Source organism: Streptomyces sp. NPDC014861, from assembly GCF_043081625.1.
Taxonomy (GTDB): domain Bacteria; phylum Actinomycetota; class Actinomycetes; order Streptomycetales; family Streptomycetaceae; genus Streptomyces.
Genome location: NZ_JBIBWV010000003.1, coordinates 483,929 through 505,331, shown reverse-complemented (window position 1 = coordinate 505,331; position 21,403 = coordinate 483,929). Strand labels below are relative to the sequence as shown.

Annotated in this window: 18 protein-coding genes; 8 read left to right on the top strand and 10 right to left on the bottom strand. The window is 71.4% G+C overall.

Going from position 1 to position 21,403, the window contains the following annotated elements:
* Window positions 1-122 precede the first annotated feature (122 nt).
* The gene (locus tag ACF1BN_RS08835) at window positions 123-377 is read left to right on the top strand and encodes a hypothetical protein (protein WP_392330883.1); all 255 of its coding nucleotides are present in this window, start codon (window positions 123-125) and stop codon (window positions 375-377) included.
* 49 nt (window positions 378-426) lie between these two features.
* Here ACF1BN_RS08835 and ACF1BN_RS08830 read toward each other — a convergent pair whose 3' ends face one another.
* The 7 genes from ACF1BN_RS08830 to ACF1BN_RS08800 all read right to left on the bottom strand — a co-directional run bounded on the left by ACF1BN_RS08830 (window position 427) and on the right by ACF1BN_RS08800 (window position 9,706).
* Window positions 427-1,167 carry an IclR family transcriptional regulator gene (locus ACF1BN_RS08830; protein ID WP_392330882.1) on the bottom strand — a complete coding sequence of 247 codons (741 nt, stop codon included), beginning with the start codon at window positions 1,165-1,167 and terminating at the stop codon, window positions 427-429.
* 45 nt (window positions 1,168-1,212) lie between these two features.
* Entirely contained in the window at window positions 1,213-2,466 is a 1,254-nt protein-coding gene (locus tag ACF1BN_RS08825; protein ID WP_392330881.1) for a Gfo/Idh/MocA family protein, read from the bottom strand.
* A 94-nt stretch (window positions 2,467-2,560) separates the two neighbouring features.
* A complete protein-coding gene (locus ACF1BN_RS08820) occupies window positions 2,561-4,234 on the bottom strand; it encodes an ABC transporter family substrate-binding protein (RefSeq protein ID WP_392330880.1) in 1,674 nt (557 codons plus the stop codon).
* Window positions 4,235-4,289: 55 nt separating this feature from the next.
* Window positions 4,290-6,383 (bottom strand): dipeptide ABC transporter ATP-binding protein, encoded by a 2,094-nt coding sequence (locus ACF1BN_RS08815; protein WP_392330879.1) that lies wholly within the window; start codon window positions 6,381-6,383, stop codon window positions 4,290-4,292.
* Window positions 6,380-7,324 (bottom strand): ABC transporter permease, encoded by a 945-nt coding sequence (locus ACF1BN_RS08810; protein ID WP_392330878.1) that lies wholly within the window; start codon window positions 7,322-7,324, stop codon window positions 6,380-6,382. The genes ACF1BN_RS08815 and ACF1BN_RS08810 overlap by 4 nt, the downstream gene beginning before the upstream one ends.
* A 1-nt stretch (window position 7,325) precedes the next feature.
* Window positions 7,326-8,309 carry an ABC transporter permease gene (locus tag ACF1BN_RS08805; RefSeq protein ID WP_392330877.1) on the bottom strand — a complete coding sequence of 328 codons (984 nt, stop codon included), beginning with the start codon at window positions 8,307-8,309 and terminating at the stop codon, window positions 7,326-7,328.
* A gap of 407 nt (window positions 8,310-8,716) precedes the next feature.
* Window positions 8,717-9,706, bottom strand: a complete 990-nt coding sequence (locus ACF1BN_RS08800) for a LuxR family transcriptional regulator (RefSeq protein ID WP_392330876.1) — start codon at window positions 9,704-9,706, stop codon at window positions 8,717-8,719.
* A 271-nt stretch (window positions 9,707-9,977) separates the two neighbouring features.
* Between ACF1BN_RS08800 and ACF1BN_RS08795 the strand changes: the two genes are divergently transcribed.
* Window positions 9,978-12,530: an RICIN domain-containing protein gene (locus tag ACF1BN_RS08795; RefSeq protein ID WP_392330875.1), complete on the top strand. Its 2,553-nt coding sequence runs from the start codon at window positions 9,978-9,980 to the stop codon at window positions 12,528-12,530.
* Between the two features lie 74 nt (window positions 12,531-12,604).
* Here the strand turns inward: ACF1BN_RS08795 and ACF1BN_RS08790 are convergent, their stop codons facing one another.
* Entirely contained in the window at window positions 12,605-13,015 is a 411-nt protein-coding gene (locus ACF1BN_RS08790; RefSeq protein ID WP_392330874.1) for an ATP-binding protein, read from the bottom strand.
* 196 nt (window positions 13,016-13,211) lie between these two features.
* Between ACF1BN_RS08790 and ACF1BN_RS08785 the strand changes: the two genes are divergently transcribed.
* Window positions 13,212-13,895 carry a GntR family transcriptional regulator gene (locus tag ACF1BN_RS08785; protein ID WP_392330873.1) on the top strand — a complete coding sequence of 228 codons (684 nt, stop codon included), beginning with the start codon at window positions 13,212-13,214 and terminating at the stop codon, window positions 13,893-13,895.
* 223 nt (window positions 13,896-14,118) lie between these two features.
* A complete protein-coding gene (locus ACF1BN_RS08780; RefSeq protein ID WP_392330872.1) occupies window positions 14,119-14,787 on the top strand; it encodes a GntR family transcriptional regulator in 669 nt (222 codons plus the stop codon).
* Between the two features lie 74 nt (window positions 14,788-14,861).
* Here the strand turns inward: ACF1BN_RS08780 and ACF1BN_RS08775 are convergent, their stop codons facing one another.
* Together ACF1BN_RS08775 and ACF1BN_RS08770 are read right to left on the bottom strand one after the other, a co-directional pair.
* Window positions 14,862-16,367 (bottom strand): alkaline phosphatase family protein, encoded by a 1,506-nt coding sequence (locus ACF1BN_RS08775; RefSeq protein WP_392330871.1) that lies wholly within the window; start codon window positions 16,365-16,367, stop codon window positions 14,862-14,864.
* Between the two features lie 229 nt (window positions 16,368-16,596).
* Window positions 16,597-17,361, bottom strand: coding sequence for an SDR family NAD(P)-dependent oxidoreductase (locus ACF1BN_RS08770; protein ID WP_392330870.1), 765 nt, complete (start codon window positions 17,359-17,361; stop codon window positions 16,597-16,599).
* Window positions 17,362-17,485: 124 nt separating this feature from the next.
* On the opposite strand from ACF1BN_RS08770, the gene ACF1BN_RS08765 reads away from it, so the two are divergent.
* The 4 genes from ACF1BN_RS08765 to ACF1BN_RS08750 all read left to right on the top strand — a co-directional run bounded on the left by ACF1BN_RS08765 (window position 17,486) and on the right by ACF1BN_RS08750 (window position 21,400).
* Window positions 17,486-18,133 carry a bifunctional 4-hydroxy-2-oxoglutarate aldolase/2-dehydro-3-deoxy-phosphogluconate aldolase gene (locus ACF1BN_RS08765; RefSeq protein ID WP_392330869.1) on the top strand — a complete coding sequence of 216 codons (648 nt, stop codon included), beginning with the start codon at window positions 17,486-17,488 and terminating at the stop codon, window positions 18,131-18,133.
* On the top strand, window positions 18,130-19,074 hold the full coding sequence (locus ACF1BN_RS08760) for a sugar kinase (protein WP_392330868.1): 945 nt from the start codon (window positions 18,130-18,132) through the stop codon (window positions 19,072-19,074). Before ACF1BN_RS08765 ends, ACF1BN_RS08760 begins: the two co-directional genes overlap by 4 nt.
* Complete coding sequence (locus ACF1BN_RS08755; RefSeq protein ID WP_392330867.1) at window positions 19,071-19,991, top strand: SMP-30/gluconolactonase/LRE family protein; 921 nt, start codon at window positions 19,071-19,073, stop codon at window positions 19,989-19,991. Before ACF1BN_RS08760 ends, ACF1BN_RS08755 begins: the two co-directional genes overlap by 4 nt.
* Window positions 19,992-20,098: 107 nt before the next feature.
* Window positions 20,099-21,400, top strand: coding sequence for an MFS transporter (locus ACF1BN_RS08750; protein WP_392330866.1), 1,302 nt, complete (start codon window positions 20,099-20,101; stop codon window positions 21,398-21,400).
* Window positions 21,401-21,403: the final 3 nt, after the last annotated feature.

Here is a 21,403-nt window from a genome sequence, read left to right as displayed (position 1 = left end):
GCTGGGCGTCGACGGCACGTACACCAACCGCTTGGTGGTTCGGCAAGACGGACGACCTGTGGAACTTCGGCAAGCCCTCCGGTTGGGGCGGGCCTTGGTGGGAGGCCGAGGTCGAGGCGGGCGTGCCGTCCGACCCGTTCCTGATGACCGGCTCCGACAAGAAGTGCGTGCACCTGGAGAACCTCGGCGCCGAGGAGGCGACCTTCACAGTCGAGGTGGACGTGCACGGGCACGGCCGGTTCGGTGCGGTCGCGCAGGTCGCCGTCCCGGCGGGGCAGTTGCCCACGCACGTCATCCCGAGCGGTTTCAGCGCCCACTGGGTGCGGATCGTGAGCGACCGGGACACCACCGCCAGCGCCCAGCTGTTCCACACCTGACCCGCGTGGCCCGCGACCTGGGCGCTCACCCCCAGGTCGCGGGCCTGGCCTAGGCATCCGCGGCGTCGATCTCGTCCCGTACGGCTTCGAGGCGGGAGAGGAGGCCGGGCACGTCGCCGTCCGCGAAACACCCGGAGACGCCGATGGCGGCCGTGTCGCTCCCGTCGAGCGCCACCGCGAGGGTGCGGTGGCCGGCGGGCTTCAGCGTCCTGACGAGGGCATGGCCGCGCCCGCGGACGGTGTCGAGGGTTTTCGAGAGCTCGTCGACGTCGACCGGGTGGCGGGGCGGTGCGACGGGGTGCCGCCCCGTCGACTCGTCGTAGAGGCCACGGAGGGCGTCGTCGTCGAGGCGCGCGAGCAGCACCTGCCCCCGGCCGGAGGCCGCGGCGGGATAGAGAGGCTCCCGGCCCAGGCCGGCGCCGGGACTCTCCCCGGGGCCGCTGTGGTAGAGGTAGCGGACCTGGTCCTCCCAGAGGACGCCCATGGCCGCCTGGTGCCCGAGGTCGAACAGCGACTCCAGGGGTCCGAGGGCGCGCCGGATCAGCCCCGACCCCCGCAGGCTCTGCGCCGCGAGCACGTGGATGCCCGGCCCGGGAAGGTACTTGCGGTGGGCGTCCTGCCGGGCGAGCCCGACGTACGCCAGGGTCTTGAGCAGCCTGTTGACGCGCGTCGGCTTCATGCCGAGCATCCTGCCGAGCTCACGCGACCCGATGGGCGCGGCGTGCGAAGCGAGCGCCTGAAGGCAGGCCAGTCCGTCGATCAGGGATCGGTTGGGCTGAGCTGGACGCATGATGCTGCCTCAGCACCATGCGTCCGGCTGCTGACGACGCGTGACTCAGGACAGCGCCACCGTCTCGCCCGTCGCGCGGGAGCGTTCCGCCGCCCAGACGACCCGGTGCGTGTCCAGGCTCTCCCGGGCACCGGACAGGATCCGGGAGGTGTCGCGGCTGCGCACCGCCTCCAGGAAGGCGGTGACCAGGGCGTGATCGCCTCCCCCGTGACCGCCGGCGGCCGTGGCGTCCGCTCCCGCCCGGGTGTCGACCGTCTCCCACTCCCCGGTACGGAAGTCCTGGACGCTCAGGGTGACACCGTCGCTCTCGATGTAGCCATGGGTGCCGAACAGCCGGGTCTTGCGGTGGGCCGAGGGCGTGAAGGCGGTCATCGTGAACGAGGCCGTGACCCCGCCCTCGTACTCCAGGGCGACCACCTGGTGGTCGACGACGTCGTTGTCGCAGGCGTAGACGCAGCGGCCGTACGGCCCCGTTTCCAGGGCGCGCAGTACCCCGGCCTCGCTGAGATCGTCCGTGATCACCGAGAGCGGCCAGGAGTCGGGGGTGGCGGTGGGGAGGGCGGGCATGTACAGCTTCTTGGCGGAGTACGGGCAGCCCTCCTCCACCCCGTAGTCGAGGCAGCGGTCGGCCGCGCCGGCCGGCCGGTTCTCCGGGCGGAAGTGGTACAGGCTGCCGAACGACGACACCCGGACGGCCTTCCGGCCGACGAGGTGGGCGAGCCAGTCGATGTCGTGGCACGACTTGGCCATGAGCATGGAGGACCCGAGGTCCTCGCGGCGCCAGTTGCCCCGTACGAACGAGTGGGCCTGGTGGTGCCAGCCGACCGGCTCCAGATGCTCGACGGAGACCACGTCCCCGATCCGGCCGCTGTCGACGAGTGCCTTCAGGGTCCGGGTGTACGGCGTGTAGCGCAGCACGTGGCACACCGCGAACAGGGCCCCCGACTTCTCCGCCGCGGCGACGATCCGCTCGCAGTCGGCCTCGCTGGTGGCCATCGGCTTCTCCAGCAGGACGTCGTAGCCGAGTTCGGCGAACCGGACCGCCGGCTCGACATGGTCGGCGTCCTGGGTGGCGATCACCACCGCTTCGGCGACGCGGGGCCGGTCGGCCAGTTTCCGCCAGTCGTCCACGACGAGAGCGGGTTCCACCGCGTGGCGAGAGGCCATGGCCGTGCGCCTCGGCTCCCTCGGTTCGGCAACGGCCACCACCCGGCCGAAGCCCGTGGCCTGCGCGATCCGGGTGTAGGCGGCACCGCGGTTGCCCGCCCCCACGACGGCCAGCGTGATCTGCCTCGGCATGACACTCCTTCGCTCGGGGATCCGTCCAGGCGGGGAGCGGCCGGCGCGCGGTACGGGCCCGGGCGCCGGGCGCTCCCCACGGTCGATCAGCAGGTCACTTCCGCCACCCGATGTCCTGCTTCGGACCGATCAGGAACTGGCTCGCGCCGAAGTTCGCCAGGCCCTTCTTCACCGCCCAGACGGCCGGCCCGTTGTGCATCGGCAGCATGAGCTTCGTGCGGAACGCCTCGACCTCCAGATCGTTCCACTTCTCGATCTGCCGCGACTTGTCTCCGGTCAGGTTGATCTCCCGTGCCTTCTCCGCCAGCCTCTTCTGCGTCGCGGCGTCCATGTACGGGTCCCCGCAGAACAGGCCGCAGAACTCCGCGAATCCGTAGTCGGGCCGGCCGGAGTTCCAGCTCAGGTTGAAGACGTCGTACGTCTTCTCGCTCAGGGTCTTCGAGAGTTCGGAGCCGGCTCGCTGGTCGATCGACACCTCGACGCCGATCTTCTTCATCATCGCCTGCGCGGCGGTGGCCATGTTCTTCTTGCCCGAGTCGTCACCGGTGACCGGCCACACCAGCTTGAGTCTCTGGCCGTCCTTGGCCCGGAATCCGTCGGAGCCCCTCTTCCAGCCCGCCGTGTCGAGGAGTTCGTTCGCCTTGGCCTCGTCGTAGGTGATGCCGACCTTGGCGAGGTTGTCGCGGTACCCGTCCTGGAAGGGGTAGCGGGACATGGAACCGGGGAGCTTCTCGGTGTAGTCGAGTCCGTCGAACTTGACCTTGAGGAGCGTCTCGCGGTCGAAGCCGCGCAGCACCGCCTCGCGGACCCTCTCGTCCTGGAGCACCTTGGAGTCCGGGTTGAGGGTGACGAAGTTGGTGGCCAGCATGGCCGATTGGCGGATGTCGACGTCCTTCATCCCCTTGACCTGGGTGTAGAACTCCTTGGTCACGGTCTTGACGGCGTCGATCTCGCCGTTGCGGAAGGCGTTCAGTTCGGCGGTCGGCTCCAAGGTCCGGAAGACGCGCTGGTCCAGCTTGCCCGGCTCACCCCACCACTTCGGGTTCCGCTCGAGGACGATGGTCCCGGCGTGGTGGTCCACCGACGTGACGTGGTAGGGACCGGCGCCCCACTCGTTGTGAGGGTTCTCCACGAAGCCGGTGTTGAAGGTCTCGGGCTCGGCAGCGGCCGGGTGGAGCGGCATCACGAAGTGGTCGTGCCACCACACCCAGGGGCCCTGGTAGGTCACCACGACCTGGCGGTCGTCCGTGCCGGCCTTGACCGACTTGATCAGGTCGTAGCCGCTCGTGCCGGAGACCGAGTACTCCTTGTTCACTCCGTTCTGCGTCTTCCAGCGGGCCTCGAAGGCCCGCCAGTCGATCGGCGTGCCGTCGTTGAACCTCGCCTTCGGGTTGATCGTGTACGTGACCCGCCGGTTGCCGTCGACCAGCTCGTCCTTGACGTCCGTCAGATAGTCCGGGTTCGGGGACCACTCGCCGTCCGCCGCCTGGAGGAAGAGTGTGGGGTTGTACCACTCGGCGATCTCCCAGCTGGAGAACGTCATGTCCGAGTGGAAGGGGTTGAACTGGTCCGGAAGGGTGGCCGCCGAGGTGAACGTGCCGCCGTCCTTGAGGTTCGCGCGCGACTGTGCGTTGTACTGCGGCGCGGCAGCCGCCAGCTGCTCCCGGGAACGCTGCTCCCCCTTGTCCGCGGTCTCTCCGGAGGAACAGGCGGTGAGGCCGAGGACGAGGGCGACACCCAGCGCCGCGATCTGCTTCGTGTGCTTCATGGGCTTTCCTTGAGTCGGTGGGGACGCCGGCGCCGGCGGTGGCGCCGCACGGGAGTCAGCGGTGGTGGCAGGCGTGCCGGTGGTCCGCCCCCTCCTTTCCCGTGAGCGCGGGGGTGACGGTGGAGCACTGCCGCTGCTTCTCCTCGGGGAGGGTGGGCTTGAGCGGGCAGCGTCCGGCGAAGGCACAGCCGGTGGGCGTCTCTGTGGGGTTGGGCAGATCGCCGGTGAGCAGGAGGGGTGCGCGGGAACGCTCGACGACGGGGTCCGGAACCGGGATCGCCGAGATCAGGGCCTGGGTGTAGGGGTGGGCCGGATCGCCGAAGACGGCGTCGACGTCGCCGTACTCGACGAATCGCCCGAGGTACATGACCCCCACGCGGTCGGCGAGGTGGCGTACGACGGACAGGTCGTGGGAGACGAACAGGTAGGACAGGCCGAGCTCGCTCTGGAGCCGCTGGAGGAGGTTGATCACGCCGGCCTGGATCGACACGTCGAGTGCCGACACGGGTTCGTCGAGCACCAGCAGCGAGGGCTCGGACGCCAGGGCGCGGGCGATGCCGATGCGCTGGCGCTGCCCGCCGGAGAAGGCTCCGGGGAAGCGGTCCACGTGGGCGGGGTCGAGGCCGACGAGGTCCATGAGTTCGGCGACGCGGGCGTCGGTCCGGTCGGCGGGCACCAGGTCGAAGGCGCGGAGGGGTTCGGCGATCAGCTCGGAGACGGTGAACCGGGGATCGAGCGCTCCCATCGGGTCCTGGAACACGATCTGGAGCCTGCGGCGCAGGGCGCGGGCCTCGCGTCCGCCGACCGAGGACAGGTCGATGCCGTCGAGGGCGATCCGGCCTCCGGCGTTCTTGGCGAGGTCCATGACGGACAGCAGCGTGGTGCTCTTGCCGCAGCCCGACTCGCCGACGATGGCGAGCGTCTCGCCGGCGCGGATGTCGAAGGTCAGGCCGTTCACCGCGTGGACCGTGCCGACCCGCCGCTTGAGCACGGCTCCCTTGAGCAGAGGGAACGCGCGGGTGAGGTCGGTGACGTCGAGCACGGTGGCCCGGTCTGCGCGGGGTGTCCTGTCGAGGGCGCCGGGCCGGACGGCGGGCCGGGGGAAGACGGGGTCGCCGCCGATCACGCCGTCCGTGATCTCGGGGCCGCGCAGGCAGGCCGTCGTGTGCCCGGGCGTCACTTCCAGAACTTCGGGTTCGGCGGCGTGGCAGTCGTCGGTCGCGATCGGGCAGCGGGGGGCGAACGGACACCGGTCGGGGAGGTCGATCAGCAGGGGCGGATGGCCGGTCACGGGTACGAGTGCGGTGCTCCCGCCGTCGTCCGCGCGCGGAACCGCGCCGAGCAGGCCGAGGGTGTACGGCATGCGCGGCTGATGGAACAGCTCGTCGACCGGGGCGTGTTCCACCGGCCGGCCGGCGTACATCACCATGACGTCGTCGGCCATGCGGGCGACGACGCCCATGTCGTGGGTGACCATCATGACCGCGGCGCCGGTCTCCGCCTGGGCCTTCTTCAGGAGTTCAAGGACCTGGGCCTGGATGGTGACGTCGAGGGCGGTGGTGGGTTCGTCGGCGATGATCACCTGGGGTTCGTTGGCGACGGCCAGGGCGATGACGACGCGCTGGCGCATGCCGCCGGAGAACTCGTGTGGGTAGGACCGCATGCGGACGGCCGGGTTCGGGATGCCGACCAGGTCGAGGAGTTCGATGCCTCGCCGCCACGCCTTCTCGCGGGGGACGTCGCGGTGGGCGCGGATCGCCTCGACCAGCTGCTTGCCGATGGTGTGGACCGGGGTGAGGCTGGTCAGCGGGTCCTGGAAGACCATGGCGATGTCGTTGCCGCGGACGGCGGACATCTCCCGGTCGGTGAGGCCGACGAGTTCGCGGCCCCGCAGGGTGATCGAGCCGCTCACGCGGGCCCGGTCGGCGAGGAGCCCGATGACGGAGAGCGCCGTCACCGACTTCCCCGAGCCCGACTCCCCGACGATGCCCAGGGTGCGGCCGGCGCGGAGGTCGAAGGAGACCCCTCGCACGGCGTCGACCCGTCCGGCTTCGGAGGGGAAGGACACCCGCAGGTCCCGGACGCTCAGCACCGGTGCGGAGGAGTCGGTGGGGTCGGGGGCGGTCTTCGGAAGGGTCAGGGGGGTCATGCGTGTCCTCCTGCGCTCGACTCGGGGTCGAGCGCGTCGCGCAGGCCGTCGGCGATGAAGGCCATCGAGACGGTCAGCAGGGTGAGCGTCACGGCCGGGAACCAGAACTGCCAGGGGGCGCTGTAGACCGCGGAACTGCCGCTGCCGATGAGCGTGCCGAGCGACACGTCGGGCGGTTTCACGCCGAAGCCGAGGAAGGACAGCGCCGTCTCGGACTGGATGGTGGTGACCACGCCGAGGGTGAAGTGGATAGTCAGCATCGAGGCGAGGTTGGGGATGATGTGCCGCCGGACGACTGTGAGGGGTCCGAGCCCCATGTAGCGGGCGGCCGTGACGAACTCGCGCTCGCGCAGCGAGAGCGCCATGGTCCAGATGACGCGGGCGTAGTACATCCATCCGAAGACGACGAGGACGACGATCAGCAGCTTCCAGTCGCCGCCGACGCTGTTCGACACCAGGGCGAGGATCAGGAAGCTCGGGACCACCAGCAGGAAGTGGATGACCTCCAGGATGATCCGCTCCGTGCGGCCGCCGACGTACGCGGCGACGGCACCGACGAAGGCGGCGATCGCGGTGGTGCACAGGGCCACGACGAGGCCGATGACCAGCGAGCGCTGGATGCCGTGGGCCAGTTGCGCGTACAGGTCGTTCCCGGCTCCGTTGGTGCCGAACCAGTGCTCGGCGCTCGGGGGCTGGTTGATCGCCAGGAAGTCGACGTCCTCGTGGCTGTGGGGGGTGAGCAGTCCGCCGGCCAGTCCGAACAGAGCGATCAGGAGGAGGAGGAACACGCCCGCCACGGCCGTCCTGTTCCGCAGGAAGCGGGTGAGGTAGAGCCGTCCCTTGCGGCGTCCGGGCCGGGGTGCGGCACGGTTCGTCGCCGTGAGCGGCGGGGCGTCCTCTCCGGGCGGGGCGGTCAGTGTCCCGACGGTCTTTCCGGTCATGTCAGCTCACCCGCGTCCGGGGGTCGAGGGCGACGACGACGATGTCGGAGAGCACCGCGCCGATGGCCGTCACCAGGGCGCCGAACGCGGCTACCGCCACGACGCCGTGGATGTCGTTCTTGGCGATGGTCGTCACGAAGTAGCGGCCCATGCCCTCCCAGCCGAAGATCGATTCGGAGATCACGGCCCCGGTGAAGACGGCGGGGATGGAGAAGGCGACGGAGGTGGCGACCGGGATGAGGGAGGTGGGCAGCGCGTGCCGGCGGATCGCGGCGGCCTTGGTCAGCCCCTTGGCGCGGGCGGTGCGCACGTAGTCGGCGTTGATGTGGTCGAGCAGCAGCGCGCGCTGGAGGAAGTGGTAGCCGGCGTACCCGGTGACGATGAGGCTGAAGGTGGGCAGCAGCAGATGGCGCACCGTGTCCAGGAGCGTCGGCCACAGCCCCGTCACGCCGACGCTGCTCGATCCGGACACGAACAGCACGGTCTCGCCCAGCTGTTCGTTGAAGGTGATGCCGCCGACGACCGCGATCAGGGCCATCACGGGAGCGGGGATGTTGAGGGCGACGACCGAGACCTGCTGCCAGAAGCGATCGGCGGCCTTGTACTGGCGGGAAGCGGTGAAGACTCCGAGGCAGACGCCCAGCACGGTGGCGAGGATCGTCGCCCCGAGGACGAGCTCGGCGCTCACCCATATCCGGCTCGCGACCTGTCCGTTGACGGCGACGCCCTCCGGGCTGAGCCCCCAGCTCCATTCGGTGACGATCCCGCCGGCCCAGTCCCACCATCGGTGCAGGAGGGGCTCCTCGTCGTTCAGGTTGTAGCGGTCGAGGTTTGCGTCGACGGCGTATTCGGGTACCGGCGGGGTCCGCTCCAGGTAGTTGGCGCGGGGGTCCAGGAACGACGAGGCCAGGAAGTAGGTGAGATTCGTGGCCAACACGATCATCAGGACCCAGCCGAAGAGCCGGCGCACGACGTACGTGATCATGGTCCGCACTCCTCTCGGAAGGCGTCGGGTCGGGGTGGGTCGAGCGTCGGGGCGGGGCGGCCTGTCGCCGGCCGTCCCGCCTCCGGTCGGGGAGGGGTGTGCGGCGCACCGCGTCGAGCGCGGCTCCGGGCCGTCGGCGTCTCGACGGTGAAGCGGGCGTGGCGCTGTGGTTCTATCCCGGTGGCCGACGGCGTGGCGCCCATTCGAGCCATTGGCACGTTCTGGACGTCGTGAGGCAGGAGCGGCGAGGTGAGAGGCGCGCTCGGCCCCTCGCGTCAGGTACGGCGCGGATGTCCGTTCGCGTCACTGGCTAGATCTGGCGATCGGCGGGCTCCGCGTCCGCTAGAAACGGCTGACGTCCCGCCATTCTCCGGTCTCCTCGGCGTGACCCCGTGAGTGCAGGGCTCTCACAGCCATCCGCGACGCTGGACCTGGAGCGCCATCTGGAAGCGTGTGCTGGCGCCCGTCCGGGCCATCAGGACCTCGACGCGGCGGGAGAGGGTGCGCCGGCTGATCCCCAGTTCCAGGGCGATGTCGTCGTCACTGACGCCGGCGGCCAGGAGCGCCAGCAGTCGGCGCTCGGCGGGAGGCAGCCTCGGCGGCAACGGCCCCGGTGCCCCGGGGAAGAACGGCAGCGCCTGCTGCCAGGTCTGTTCGAACAGCGCCACGAGGGCGGAGAAGAGACCGCACGGCTGCACGAGGAGCAGGGTGTTGTGCACGTCGACCTCGGCGATCGACAGCGACACCAGGGCGTACGCGTCGTCGATGATGATCAGCTTGACCGGGAGCGACGGGAGGACGCGGGCGTCGTCCCCCGCCGCGATGCACGGCTCGATGTTGGCGGCGAGGTTGCCCGGAAGCTCCAGTGCCGCCCGCGAGTAGACGACGCGCTGGGTGATACCGCGCGCGAGGGTCTCCAGCGCCAGGCCGGTACCGGATCCGACGGAGTCGTACGGAGGCGTGTCGAGCTGCCGTATCTCCGTGCGGGCACCCGCCCACGCCTGACGGGCCCGGCGTCCGACGTCCTCCCCGGTGACGACCTCGACGAGGTCGTCGTGGTGCGCGGGGAGCCTCAGCCGCCGGAACGCCTCGAAGGCACCGGCCACGGCGATGCCGGACTCGTGGGCCTCCGCCGCGCGGCGACTGGTCAGCGCCTTGAGGGCGACGCCCGGCGGAAGGGGCGCCGCCAGGTCGCCGTCCTCCACGGCGCCGCGGGCCAGCCCCACGTCGACCAGTTCGCCGTACGCGGCGCTCAGCCGCTCGCCCTTCAGTCCGGCCGCCGCCCCGACCTCGGCCAGCGGGGCCGGTGCCGTCTCCAGGAGCACGAGGTAGACGCGTACCGCCCCGGCCCCGATCCCCAGCCCGCGCAGCGCCTCCGCGACCTTGGACTTGTCCATGAGTCCGCCCCTTCCCGAGGATTTGACAGCAAGGCTTCGATCAATATCAGGCACGCCGTGCCCGGCTACCGACCCCTGCCTTTCATCAGCGACTTCAGGGAAATCGGCGCCGCGTCGAGTCGGCGGCGGCCCGGTGCAGCATAGCGATGCACCGCATGCCGACTGAAAGGTTCCGTGTAGTCGCGATGGATTTTGTGAGAGGTCTAGACAACATGTCGGCGCCGGGCATACCGTCCCGGCCAACTGGTTCGCCGATCCCTGGAGTTGCCCCATGCGCCGCGCTTCCCTGTACCTGCTCGCGGGAGCGGTGGTCGTCTCCGCCGCCACCGTGGCCGTCCCCGTGGCCGGGGCCGCAGCCCCGCCGGCGGTCCCCGCGCCGGCACCCGCGGCGGCCGCGGGTGCCAACGAACGCTTCGCCGACGTGATCGACCGCACCGGCGTGCCGGCCGCCGCGGAGAACGGCTTCGCGAGCAGGCTGAGCCCGATGGCGGACCTGGGGTCGTACCACGCCTACGGCCTCCCCGCCGTGGGTGACTCCTCCGCCTTCGGCGGCTTCACGGGACCCTGGTACATGGCCCAGGAGTTCCCGTGGTGGATGAGCAAGGCGTTCACCCGGATCCGGCTGACCGACACCGAGACCGGCAAGGTCCTGCCCCTGTCCGCACCGACGACCCACTCCTACCCCGGACGCCTGACCCAGAGCTACTACACCGACGGGGTGACGCTCGACCTGACGCTGCGCTTCGCCGCCCAGCACACCGCCTTCGTCACGGCCGACGTGAAGTCCACGTCGAAGCGGAAGCTGAAGGTCGCGTGGACCGGCTCCCTGCTGCGCCCGGCGGACGAGCCGCAGCGCTCGGCGCTCAGCCTGGCAGGCACCTCCGCGGGCGTGGAGGTCCGCTTCAAGGCCACGAAGACCGGCGGCTTCTACGCCGACGGGGCCGAGAAGCTGGCCGTGCGCCACGCGGACCGGGTGACCACCACCGTCACCGGTGACTCCTACGTCACCGAGCGCCGCCAGGTGCTCGCCACCTCCGCGAAGCCGAAGCGCCTGGTGTGGACGGAGTCGTTCACCTTCACCGACGAGGAGCGCGCCGCCGAGGAGTCCGCGATCACCGCGGCGCTCGACTCCCCCGACACCGCCGCCCGGCAGACGGACAACCGGTGGCAGGGCTATGTCGACAGGGCGACCGAGGGTGTCGACCCGGCGTACCACCGCGTGACGGTCAAGGCCATCGAGACCTTGGTCGGCAACTGGCGCGGCCCGGGCGGCCGGTTCGAGAACGGCGGCATCGTCCCGTCGATGAGCCACCGCTTCTACGCCGGTGGCTACTGGCCCTGGGACTCCTTCAAGGAGGCGGTCGGCACAGCGACCTTCTCCCCGGAGCTCGCCAAGTCCGTGGTCCGCGCTCAGTTCGAGCACCAGATCGCGTCCGGCAACGAGCGGGGCATGCTCCCCGACGTCACCGGCTTCCGCGAGCCGTCCACGGGCACCGGGCACCACAACCTGCGCAACACCAAGCCGCCGCTGGCCGGCTGGGCCGTGTCGGAGATCTACAAGACCGACGCGGACAAGGACTTCCTGGCCGAGATCTACCCGAAGCTCGTCGCCGAGCACGCCTGGTGGATGCGCAACCGGGACCACGACCGCAACGGCGTCCTGGAGTACGGCGGGACCGCCGAGCACAACAAGACCGTGGAGGACGCCCGTCTCTCCGCCGCCTGGGAGAGCGGCATGGACGACGAGCCCCGCTTCGACTTCGGCAACGGCCTTGAGGCGCTGAAGAACACCGACAGCTCCGGCAACCACATCGGCTGGTCCCTCAACCAGGAATCCGTCGACCTCAACGCCTTCATGGCGAAGAACAACCGCGCCCTGTCCGACATCGCCACGGCGCTGGGCAGGACGGACGAGGCGAAGTCCTTCGCCGACCAGGCCGCGCACCTGGACCACAAGATCCGCACCACGATGTACGACCCGGCCAGCGGGTTCTTCTACGACACACGGCTCGGCACCGGCAAGCCCCTGACAGTGAACGGCAAGGGGATCGAGGGCATGGTTCCGCTGTTCTCCGGCTCCGCCACGTACGAGCAGGCGAACGAGACCCGCAAGGCGCTGCTCGACCCCGAGCAGTTCAACACCCACGTCCCCTTCCCGCCCATCCCCAGGAACCACCCCTCCTACGACCCGGACTCCTACACCCGGGGCAGCGCCTGGCCCGACCAGGTGTCGTTCGGCGTGACGGGGCTCGAATCGTACGGTTTCGGCAGCGACGCCCACGCGCTGCGCACCAAGCTGTTCGCCAACGCCTACGGGCTGCTCGACGGCGACGAGCCGATCTGGGAGAAGTACGACTCCGCCACCGGCGCGGGCAACAACACCGGCAACTTCAGCTGGTCGGCCGCCGGCATCCTGAAGCTGGTGCACAAGGGGGCGTCCGGCGGCGGCCCGGTGAAGTCCTCGTCGGGCAAGTGCGTCGACGTCAAGGGCGCGAGCCCGGCCGACGGCACCCCGCTCCAGCTGTACGCCTGCAACGGCACCCCCGCCCAGGACTGGCGCCTGCCCGGCGACGGAACCGTGCGCGCCCTGGGCAAGTGCATGGACGCCCAGGGCGGCAGCACCGCCAACGGCACGGTCGTCCAGCTCTACACCTGCAATGACACCCCGGCGCAGAAGTGGACGAGCCGCGCGGACGGCAGCCTCGTCAACGCCAAGTCCGGGCGCTGCCTCGACATCGAGAACGGCGGCACCGCGGACGGTACGCGCCTGCTGCTCTGGGACTGCCACGGCGGCGGCAACCAGAGGTGGACCGTGGGCGGCTGACCCCACCCGGCCTCCCACAGGAACGGTGCTCCACGTCGTCGGCGGCGTGGAGCATCGCGCCGTTCCGGCAGGGGTCACCGGCTGCCGGGGGGCTGGGGCCGGAGACACAGTTCGGCCCAGACCTCATGGCCGGCCCGGATCCGCCGGAACCCCCACCGTGTACTGAGGGCGGCCACGATCAGCAGACCGCGCCCGTCGCAGCGCTCGGCCGGCTCTTCGCGCCCGCGCTCCCCGGCGCGCAGCACCCTCTCCAGGTCGAAACCGGTCCCCGAGTCCGTGAACTCCAGGCGGACGACACCCGCTCCGTCGGCCGTGCGCGTCACGGTCATGGTGACGCGGGCCGGGGTGCCGCCGTGCAGCAGGGCGTTCGCGGCGAGTTCACCGGCGATCAGGGTGAGGTCGTCGGCCAGGGAGGTGAGTTCCAGCCGGGCGAGGTGGTCCCTCATCCAGCGCCGCAGGCGGCTCGGCTCCTGCTCCTCGGGCATCAGGTCACGGGCGCAGACCGTAGGGGACGGGGGAAGGGTCTGGGTTTCTGCGGTGAGGGGGATTATCGCGGACTCCTGCCGTGGGGGTGGGGCGCAGCCGGCGGACAGGCTCAACAATCAGGACAAAAAATATCGTATACGAAGTGAATGCGTCAAGAAGTGCACCAGCGGAAGGGATATCGCATACGATGACTCGATGACGCAAGGGAACCGGGTGGGCGCGCTGCCCCCAGTGAAGAGCAAGGCCGATCTCGTCTACGACAACCTGCGTGAAGCGATCGTCGGCGGCGGTCTGCGCCCGGGCGAGCGTATCAACATGGATGAACTCGCCCGCACGTTCGGCGTCAGCAAGATCCCCATCCGGGAAGCGGTCAAGCGCCTCGAATCGGAGGGCCTGGTGGTCTCCCGCGTCCACTCGGGCGTCACGGTCGCCGAGATCGACCGTCACGAGATGCGGGGGGTGTTCCTCGCGCGCGAGGCGATCGAGGGTCTCGTCGGCCGGCTCGCGGCGGAGAACGCGGACGACGCCCTGGTGACGGAGCTCGACCGCGTCCAGTCGAGGATGAACGCCGCGCTGGAGGCCGGCGAGATCGACGCGCTGATGGGCCTGAACTCCGAGTTCCACGGCGCGCTCGCCGCGGCGAGCGGCTACCGCATCCTCTCCGAACTCACCGAGCAGCTCCTGGTCGCCGTGCGGCGGTACCGGATCGTGGCCCCGGTCGACGACATGAACTGGCGCTCGGTCCTCACCGAGCACGAGGCCATCATCGAGGCCGTCCGCCGCCGCGATCCCGAGGCGGCTGCCGAGGCAGCGCGCGACCACACGAACTCCCAGGCCGACCACGAGACCGCCCCACAGGACGGCGCGGTCGACGCCTGACGCGCGGAGCGATCGGTGAAGAGACGGGCGTTCCGCGGCAACGCGTCGCCGTCGGCGTCCGGGGCGGCGGCGGAGACACGCCGAACGTCCTCGCAACGGAGCCCAGGACGACGGAGGGGCTCGTCACCCCCCTTCCCCGAGGGTGCACGACCGGGAGAGGACATTCGATACACCAGGGGCCCACCAGAGGCTTAGAATAATGAATATCGTATACGATGAATGAATGAGCGCGCGGAAGTGGGCGGGGCGTCTGCCCGTCGTCAGGAGCAAGGCCGATCTCGTCTATGACAGCCTGCGGGCCGCGATCGCCTCGGGCGAGCTGCGGCCGGGCGAACGCATCAACATGGAGGAGCTCGGCCGCACCTTCGGCGTGAGCAAGATCCCGGTCCGCGAGGCGGTCAAGCGCCTGGAGTCCGAGAACCTGCTGACCTCGCGCGTCCACGCCGGAATGACGGTGACGGCGGTGGACCCGGACGAGATCCGCGGCGTGTACCTCGCACGGCAGGCCATCGAAGGGCTCGTCGCACGGCTCGCCGCGGGGGGAGGCGACGCCTCGCTCGTGGACGACCTGGCCGTCATCCACGAGGCGATGCGCCGGGCACTGGAGGACGGCGGCGAACAGGCGCTCTCCCGGCTCAACACCGACTTCCACCGCCGGCTCGCCGCCGCCAGCGGCTACCGCGTCCTGGCCGACGTCACGGAACAACTGCTGCTCACGATCCAGCGCTACCGGCTGATCATCCCCCGCGAGCACGCGGACTGGCGCTCCGTCCTGGCCGAACACGAAGCCGTGATCGAAGCGCTGCGCACCGACGGCCCCGACGCGGTCGCGGAGGCGGCCAGGGCCCACACCACGTCGCAGGCGCGGCGCGAGGCCCGGGCGCACCCCTGAGGGCCGGGCACCGCGAGCCGGGACGTCGTACGCCCGACTCGCGGTGCTCGGGTCACGGTGCCCGGTTCGCGGGGTCAGCGGACGACGGTGACCTGGTCGACCGTCCAGAAGGCGCTGTTGGTGCCCGTGTAGCGGAAGTACAGGCGGGCGGTGGTGGCGCCGGAGGGAACGGCGACCGTGAGCTTCTCGAAGGCGTTGCGGTCCGCGCGGTAGGAGCGCAGCAGCTGCCGGGGGCCGTTGTCGAAGGAGATGTGGACGTCCCCGGTCTGGGGCCCGTCCACCTTGTAGTTCGTCGCGTACGCGACGGTCGCCGGCGCGCCGCCGGTCACGGCGAAGGACGGGCTGACGAGCGTGGAGTCGAACTGCCCCGCGTTGTGCGCCTTGTCGTCCCACTCGTCGGAGTCGGCGACGGCGAAGACGTCACGCGACCGGACGCTGGTCTCGCGGCCCTGGCCCAGGTGCGTGTTGCTCCAGAACTCGTCGGTGGCGAAGGACCAGCCACGCCACTCGGTGACGCCACCGGCGGGCATGACGGAATTGTCGACGCTCCAGCCGCCGGGCGCGGTGGTCGTCCAGCCCTTGAGCGTGGAGGGCAGGGCGAGTTCGTCGACCCGGGTCTTCAGGGCGGGGCGCAGGGTGTCGAAGGCGTCGGGGGCGAGGGTGGAGATCGCCTTGCCGTCGAACTGCCAGGCGGGGTCGGGGGCGACGCCGAGGTGGGCGAGGACGGTGGGGGCGATGTCGGTGATCTTGACGTCGTGGCGGACCGAGCCCGGCGTGAATCCGGCGCCCTTGGCGATGACGAAGGTCTGGCGCTCGCCGGGGCTGTTCCCGCCGTGGCCGCCGCCGGGCGTGTGGCCGTGGTCGGCGGTGACGATGATCTGCCAGTCCTCGCCGGCGTACGTGGCGCGGGAGGCGACGGCGTCGAGGATCCGGCCGATCTGGGTGTCGGCGGTGGCGAGGGCGTTCAGGTACGCCTGGTTTCCGGTGCCGTGGGAGTGGCCGGCGCCGTCGACCTCGTCGAGGTGGACGAAGACGGCGTCCGCGTCGGTGGTGGTGAGCTTGCTGACGGCCGTCGCCGTCGTGTCGGCGTCGCTGACGCCGCCGAGGCGGGTGTCGACCGCCGGTCCGAAGACGGTGTCGCGGATCGGGGCCCAGGTGCCGACCACCAGGGTGTCGTGCGCGGGGTCGGCGTTCTCCAGTCGGGTGGCGTAGTCGGGGTAGAGGTCGTAGCGGGCGCCGCCGAAGCCGTTGTCGACGACCTTGTGCTTGTCGGGCCAGGCGCCGGTAGCGATGGTGGACCAGCCGGGACCCGAGGAGGTGGGGGCCATCGGGTTGGCGTAGAGGTTGCTGGTGGCGGTCATCCCGCCCGCCATGAGGCCCTTGACCCGCGGCATGCTCGCCTTGTCGAAGAGGGCGAACGTGGCGCCGTCGACGCCGATCACCAGGGATTTGGGCGACTTGGCCGCCGCGGCGGCACCGGAGGGCGCCCCTTCCACGGCGTACGCGGAAGCGGCGAGCGGCAGGGCGGCTGCCGCGAGGGCGCCGGCGAGAGCGGCGCGCAGGGTACGGGACAGGTGCACGGAGTCTCCTTGTGGAGGGACCTGCGGGACGTGCCCGGCCGTCCTGACCGGGCACCGACGATCCTGAACCCCGGTGAGAATCAACGGATTTACACGGAAGCCCTCGTCGATGAACGGCGGGCGACATCTGGACCAGACCCGTTATGATTCCGTGATGTCCGCGCCCGCACCGCACGGTGCCCTCCACCACGGGGGCGGAGGGCACCGGCACCGGTCGGCCGGCCCTGCCCTACAGGGGCGGAAGCCCCATCCGTTCCCGGTGGCCGTCCCGGAGGAGGCTGGCCGGGCTCACCACCGAAGCGCCCGCGTCCAGCACGAGTTCCGACCCGGTCAGCAGCGCGGCGCCGGGGCTCGCCGCGTACGCCACGGCGTCCGCGATCTGTTCCGGCTCACCGAGCAGCCGCAGCGGATTGCTCTGGCGCAGCCGCTCCAGTTCGCCCGGGCCGTCGAGCCGCGACTCGGTCGCCGGGGTGCGCACCCAGCCGGGCGAGACCGTGACGAAGGAGATCCCGTACCGGCCGTAGTCGACGGCGAGTTGGCGCGTGAGCGCGGCGATGGCACCCTTCGCCGCGGCGTACGCCGGCAGTCCGGGGGCCGCGGTGCGGTGCAGCACAGAGCCGACGGTCACGACGGCGCCGGAGCCCGCCTCGATCATCCCCGGAAGGACCTCGCGCACGCACAGGTAGACGGAGCCGAGGTTCACCTTCAGCACCCTGTCCCACTCCTCCCCCGTGGTCCGGTGCAGCGGCTGCCCCTCCGTGATCCCCGCACAGGTGACGAGTGCGTCGACCGCGCCCCCCTCGGACACCGCGAGGCGGACCGCGTCGGCCACCTCGGCGTCGTCGGTGACGTCCGCCCTCGCGAAGCGCACGCCGGGGAGTCCGGGGTCGGACAGGTCCACGCCGACGACCCGGTAGCCGTCGGCGACGAAGCGGGCCGCTACGGCCCGGCCGATGCCGCCGGCGGCTCCGGTGATCAGGGCGGTACGGGTCATCTGGGGCACCTCACTCGTGGGGGGGGCCTGGGCGCGGAGCGGATCCCGACGCGTCGGCTGGGGTTGAACTCGATGACAGAAAGTATACGATCTACTAAACATCCTCCATCGGTAGGAGCCCTTCGTGCAACCCTCCGACCTTCTTTCCGCGCTCCGGACTCGCCGCGTGGTCGCCATCGTGCGGGGCGGTGACGGTGCAGCGGCGCTCGACACGGTGCTGACGCTCGTGCGCCACGGAATCGACCTCGTCGAGGTCTCGCTCAGCGGCGCCGACGCGCTGGACGTCATCCGGGACGCGCGCGCGGCCCTGGGCCCGGACGCCCTGCTGGGCGCCGGAACCGTCCTCACCGCCCAGGACGCCCGGCGGGCGGCAGAGGCCGGGGCGGCGTACATCGTCACCCCGGCGGTGACCGAGGCCGTCGCGGCGTCCCGCGCGCTCGGACTGCCCGTCCTCGCCGGCGCCCTGACCCCCACCGAGGTGGCCGCCGCCCGGGCCGCCGGCGCGACCGCGGTCAAGCTCTTCCCCGCCGGCCCCGGCGGCGTCGAGCTCCTGCGCGCGCTGCGCGGCCCCTTCCCCGACGTGCCCTTCGTCCCGGTCGGCGGAGTGGACGCGGCCGCGGCCCGGGAGTACCTGGCGGCCGGCGCACTGGCGGTCGGCGTCGGAGGTCCCCTCGTGGGCCGCGCGGCCGACGGCGACCCCACGGGACTCACGGAGCGCGTCGCCGCTTTCGCCGCCCTCGGCTCCCCCACCACCCACAAGGAGTCGTCATGACCGAGGTACTCACCTTCGGCGAGGCGATGGTCTCGCTGCGCGCCGACGGCCCCATCGGCACGGGCGGAACGCTGCGGACGTCCGTGGCGGGCGCCGAGGCCAACGTCGCCATCGGACTGGCGCGCCTGGGCCACCGGGTGCGGTGGGTCGGACGTACCGGGAAGGACGCCTTCGGTGACCTCGTCCTGCGCACCCTGCGCGCCGAGGGGGTCGACCTCGGGCACGCCCTCCGCGCCGACCGGCCGACCGGCATCGTCGTCTTCGAGCCGAGGATCTCGGACCTCGTCCGGGTCGACTACCACCGCCGCGGTTCGGCCGGTTCCCGGCTGACCCCCGACGACCTCGGCGAGGCGCTGGCGGCGCTCCCCCGGGTGGTCCACGCGACCGGAGTGACCGCCGCGCTCGGTCCCGGCCCGCTGGAGGCGGTGCGCCTCGCGCTGCGGACGGCGTCGGAGGCCGGTGTCCTGACGTGCTTCGACGTGAACCACCGGACGAAGCTCTGGTCCCGGGACGAGGCCGCCGACGCCCTGCGTCCACTCGTCCGGTACATCGACGTCCTGGTGGCCTCCGACGACGAACTCGCCCTGGCGGCACCGGCCGAGGCCCGCTGCGAGACGGACCGCGTCGCGGCGCTCCTGGCCCTGGGGGTGCGCGAGGTGGTCGTGAAGCGCGGGGCGGACGGCGCGGAGGTCTTCGACTCTGCCGGGTCCACCGCGCGCCCGGCGGTGCGGGTCTCCGTCAGGGACACCGTCGGCGCCGGGGACGCCTTCGTCGCGGGCTACCTCTCCGGCCTTCTGGACGGCGAACCGGTGGACCGCCGGCTCGACCGGGCCGTGACCACCGGCGCGTTCGCGGTCGCGTCCCTGGGCGACTGGGAAGGATTGCCCGGGCGCGAGGAGCTCGACCTGCTGCGGATCGCCCCGGGGGACGTGCTCCGATGACCGGGGGCGAGACCCCGGCGCGGTGGCGGCCCCACTCCCCCGCCCGCTATCACCTGGCGGAGGGCGCCCGCTGGCACGAGGGCCGGCTCCTCCACGTCGATCTGCTCCGGGGCGATCTGTTCCGCAGCGACGTCCGGTCCGCGAGCTGGCCGGACCACGTGCTCAGCCTCGGGGTCCCCCTCGGCGCGGTGGCGCCCGTGGCCGCCGGCGCGGACGACTGGATCGCCGCGGCCGGGGACGGCATCGCCCTGGTCGGGGCCGGAGGGCTCACCTGGCTGGACCGCCCCGAGCGAGGGACCGGGCGCGCCATGCGGATGAACGACGGGGCGTGTGATCCGTCGGGCCGTTTCTGGGCGGGCAGCATGGAGGTCCGCGCGGCGGCGGGAGCCGGTTCGCTCTACCGGACGGGTCCTGACGGGGTGGTGGAGCGGGTCCTCGACGGCCTGACCGTGCCGAACGGTCCGGCCTTCAGCCTCGACGGGAGGTCCATGTACCTGGCGGACAGCGCGCACGGCACCATCAGCCGTCACGCCGTGGCGCCCGCGACGGGCCGGCTCCTCGGCTCCGAGCCCTTCGCCGCACTCGCCGCGCACGAGGGGCGCCCCGACGGCATGACCGTGGACGACGACGGCAACCTCTGGGTCGCCCTGTGGGGTTCCGGCCGCGTCCGGTGCTACAGCCCCGGTGGCGACGTCGTCCGCGACCTCGCGGTACCCACCCTCCACCCCAGCAGCGTCGCCTTCGGGCACGGAGTGATGGCCGTGACCACGGCACGTCACCGCCTGGAGCATCCCGACGGCCTGGCGGGCGCGATCCTCCTCAGGCCGACGGCCGTCTCGGCGCCTCCCACCGCCCCGTTCGGCCCCATATCCGTGGCCTGGAGGACCCCTCCGGCCGGCACGAGGACCCCGCGATAACGGCGGGGAAACTTTCCGGTAGCACCCCTGGCGCGGATTTCGTATATGGAATACCTTCAGTCGTATACCCCGCGTCTGACCGTTGACCGAGGCGGTGAACCTCCCCCATGAACACGTCCCTCGCGGAGACCCCTGCCATGAACGCCCACAGCCCCGCCGAGAAGCGGCGGCGGACCATGCTGGCGAGCACCGTCGGCACGGTGATGGAGTGGTACGACTTCAACCTCTACGGACTGGCGTCGGCCCTCGTCTTCGGTCCGCTCTTCTTCGGTTCCACGTCGACCGGAGCCACCCTGGCCTCGTTCGCCACCTTCGCCGTCGGCTTCGCCGCCCGCCCCATCGGTGGTGTGCTCTTCGGCCACCTCGGCGACCGGATCGGCCGCAAGCAGGTCCTCCTGATCACCATGCTGGCCATGGGCCTGGCCACCGCCCTGGTCGGCCTCCTGCCGACGCACGCCGCCATCGGCATCTGGGCACCGGTCATCCTGATCGTCCTCCGGGTCGCCCAGGGCATCGCGGTCGGCGGGGAGTTCGCCGGCGCCACCCTCCTCACCGTCGAGAACGCGCCACCCGGCAGACGCGGCCTGTACGGGGCCGTGCCCGCCATGGGCACGGGCGCGGGGTTCGTCCTCGCGAGCGCCGTCTTCGGCCTCGTCTCGATGCTCCCGGACGACGCCTTCCTCTCGTGGGGCTGGCGCCTGCCCTTCCTGCTGAGCTTCGGGCTCGTCCTGTTCGGGCTCTGGGTCCGCCGCAGCATCGAGGAGACACCCGTCTTCACGGAGCTGGCGGACGCCGGGGAGAAGGTCCGGTTCCCGATCGTGCACGCCCTGCGCACCAGCCCCGGTGCCGTGCTGCGCACGCTGGGGATCACCGTCTCCGGGTTCGTCTGGGGCTATCTGATCCAGGCGTTCACCCTCGCCTACGCCACCGCGGAGCTCGGCGTCCCCACATCCACGATGCTCTGGTGCGTCGCGCTCGCGTCGGCGCTGTCGATCGTCACCGTGCCCCTGTGGGGCCTGCTCTCCGACCACATCGGACGCCGGACCACGGTCTCCGTCGGGCTCGGGACGACGGTGCTGTTCGTCTTCCCCTTCTTCGAGATGCTGCAGACCCGCGACGCGTGGACGATCTTCCTCGCGTACGTCATCGCCATCCCGATCTGCAAGGACATGGTCTTCGGCCCGCAGGCCGCACTCGTCGCGGAGCAGTTCGACCCGAAGGTCCGGTTCAGCGGGGTCAGCGCCGGCCGCGAGCTCGGCGGCGCCCTCTTCGGCGGCACCGCGCCCTTCATCGGGACCGCGCTCCTCGCCTCCACCGGCTCGATCACCCCGGTCGCCCTCTACGTCGTCGCCGGCTGCGCGCTGACCGCGGTCGCGGTCTTCACCGGCCGCGAGACGGCCCGGGACTGACCG

Coding starts and splice junctions, on each gene's coding strand:
- ACF1BN_RS08810 (WP_392330878.1), bottom strand. CDS start 7,324: ATGACCGGAAAGACCGTCGGGACACTGACCGCCCCGCCCGGAGAGGAC.
- ACF1BN_RS08825 (WP_392330881.1), bottom strand. CDS start 2,466: ATGCCGAGGCAGATCACGCTGGCCGTCGTGGGGGCGGGCAACCGCGGT.
- ACF1BN_RS08820 (WP_392330880.1), bottom strand. CDS start 4,234: ATGAAGCACACGAAGCAGATCGCGGCGCTGGGTGTCGCCCTCGTCCTC.
- ACF1BN_RS08760 (WP_392330868.1), top strand. CDS start 18,130: ATGACCGAGGTACTCACCTTCGGCGAGGCGATGGTCTCGCTGCGCGCC.
- ACF1BN_RS08790 (WP_392330874.1), bottom strand. CDS start 13,015: ATGCCCGAGGAGCAGGAGCCGAGCCGCCTGCGGCGCTGGATGAGGGAC.
- ACF1BN_RS08830 (WP_392330882.1), bottom strand. CDS start 1,167: ATGCGTCCAGCTCAGCCCAACCGATCCCTGATCGACGGACTGGCCTGC.
- ACF1BN_RS08785 (WP_392330873.1), top strand. CDS start 13,212: ATGACGCAAGGGAACCGGGTGGGCGCGCTGCCCCCAGTGAAGAGCAAG.
- ACF1BN_RS08780 (WP_392330872.1), top strand. CDS start 14,119: ATGAGCGCGCGGAAGTGGGCGGGGCGTCTGCCCGTCGTCAGGAGCAAG.
- ACF1BN_RS08755 (WP_392330867.1), top strand. CDS start 19,071: ATGACCGGGGGCGAGACCCCGGCGCGGTGGCGGCCCCACTCCCCCGCC.
- ACF1BN_RS08795 (WP_392330875.1), top strand. CDS start 9,978: ATGCGCCGCGCTTCCCTGTACCTGCTCGCGGGAGCGGTGGTCGTCTCC.
- ACF1BN_RS08805 (WP_392330877.1), bottom strand. CDS start 8,309: ATGATCACGTACGTCGTGCGCCGGCTCTTCGGCTGGGTCCTGATGATC.
- ACF1BN_RS08815 (WP_392330879.1), bottom strand. CDS start 6,383: ATGACCCCCCTGACCCTTCCGAAGACCGCCCCCGACCCCACCGACTCC.
- ACF1BN_RS08750 (WP_392330866.1), top strand. CDS start 20,099: ATGAACACGTCCCTCGCGGAGACCCCTGCCATGAACGCCCACAGCCCC.
- ACF1BN_RS08770 (WP_392330870.1), bottom strand. CDS start 17,361: ATGACCCGTACCGCCCTGATCACCGGAGCCGCCGGCGGCATCGGCCGG.
- ACF1BN_RS08800 (WP_392330876.1), bottom strand. CDS start 9,706: ATGGACAAGTCCAAGGTCGCGGAGGCGCTGCGCGGGCTGGGGATCGGG.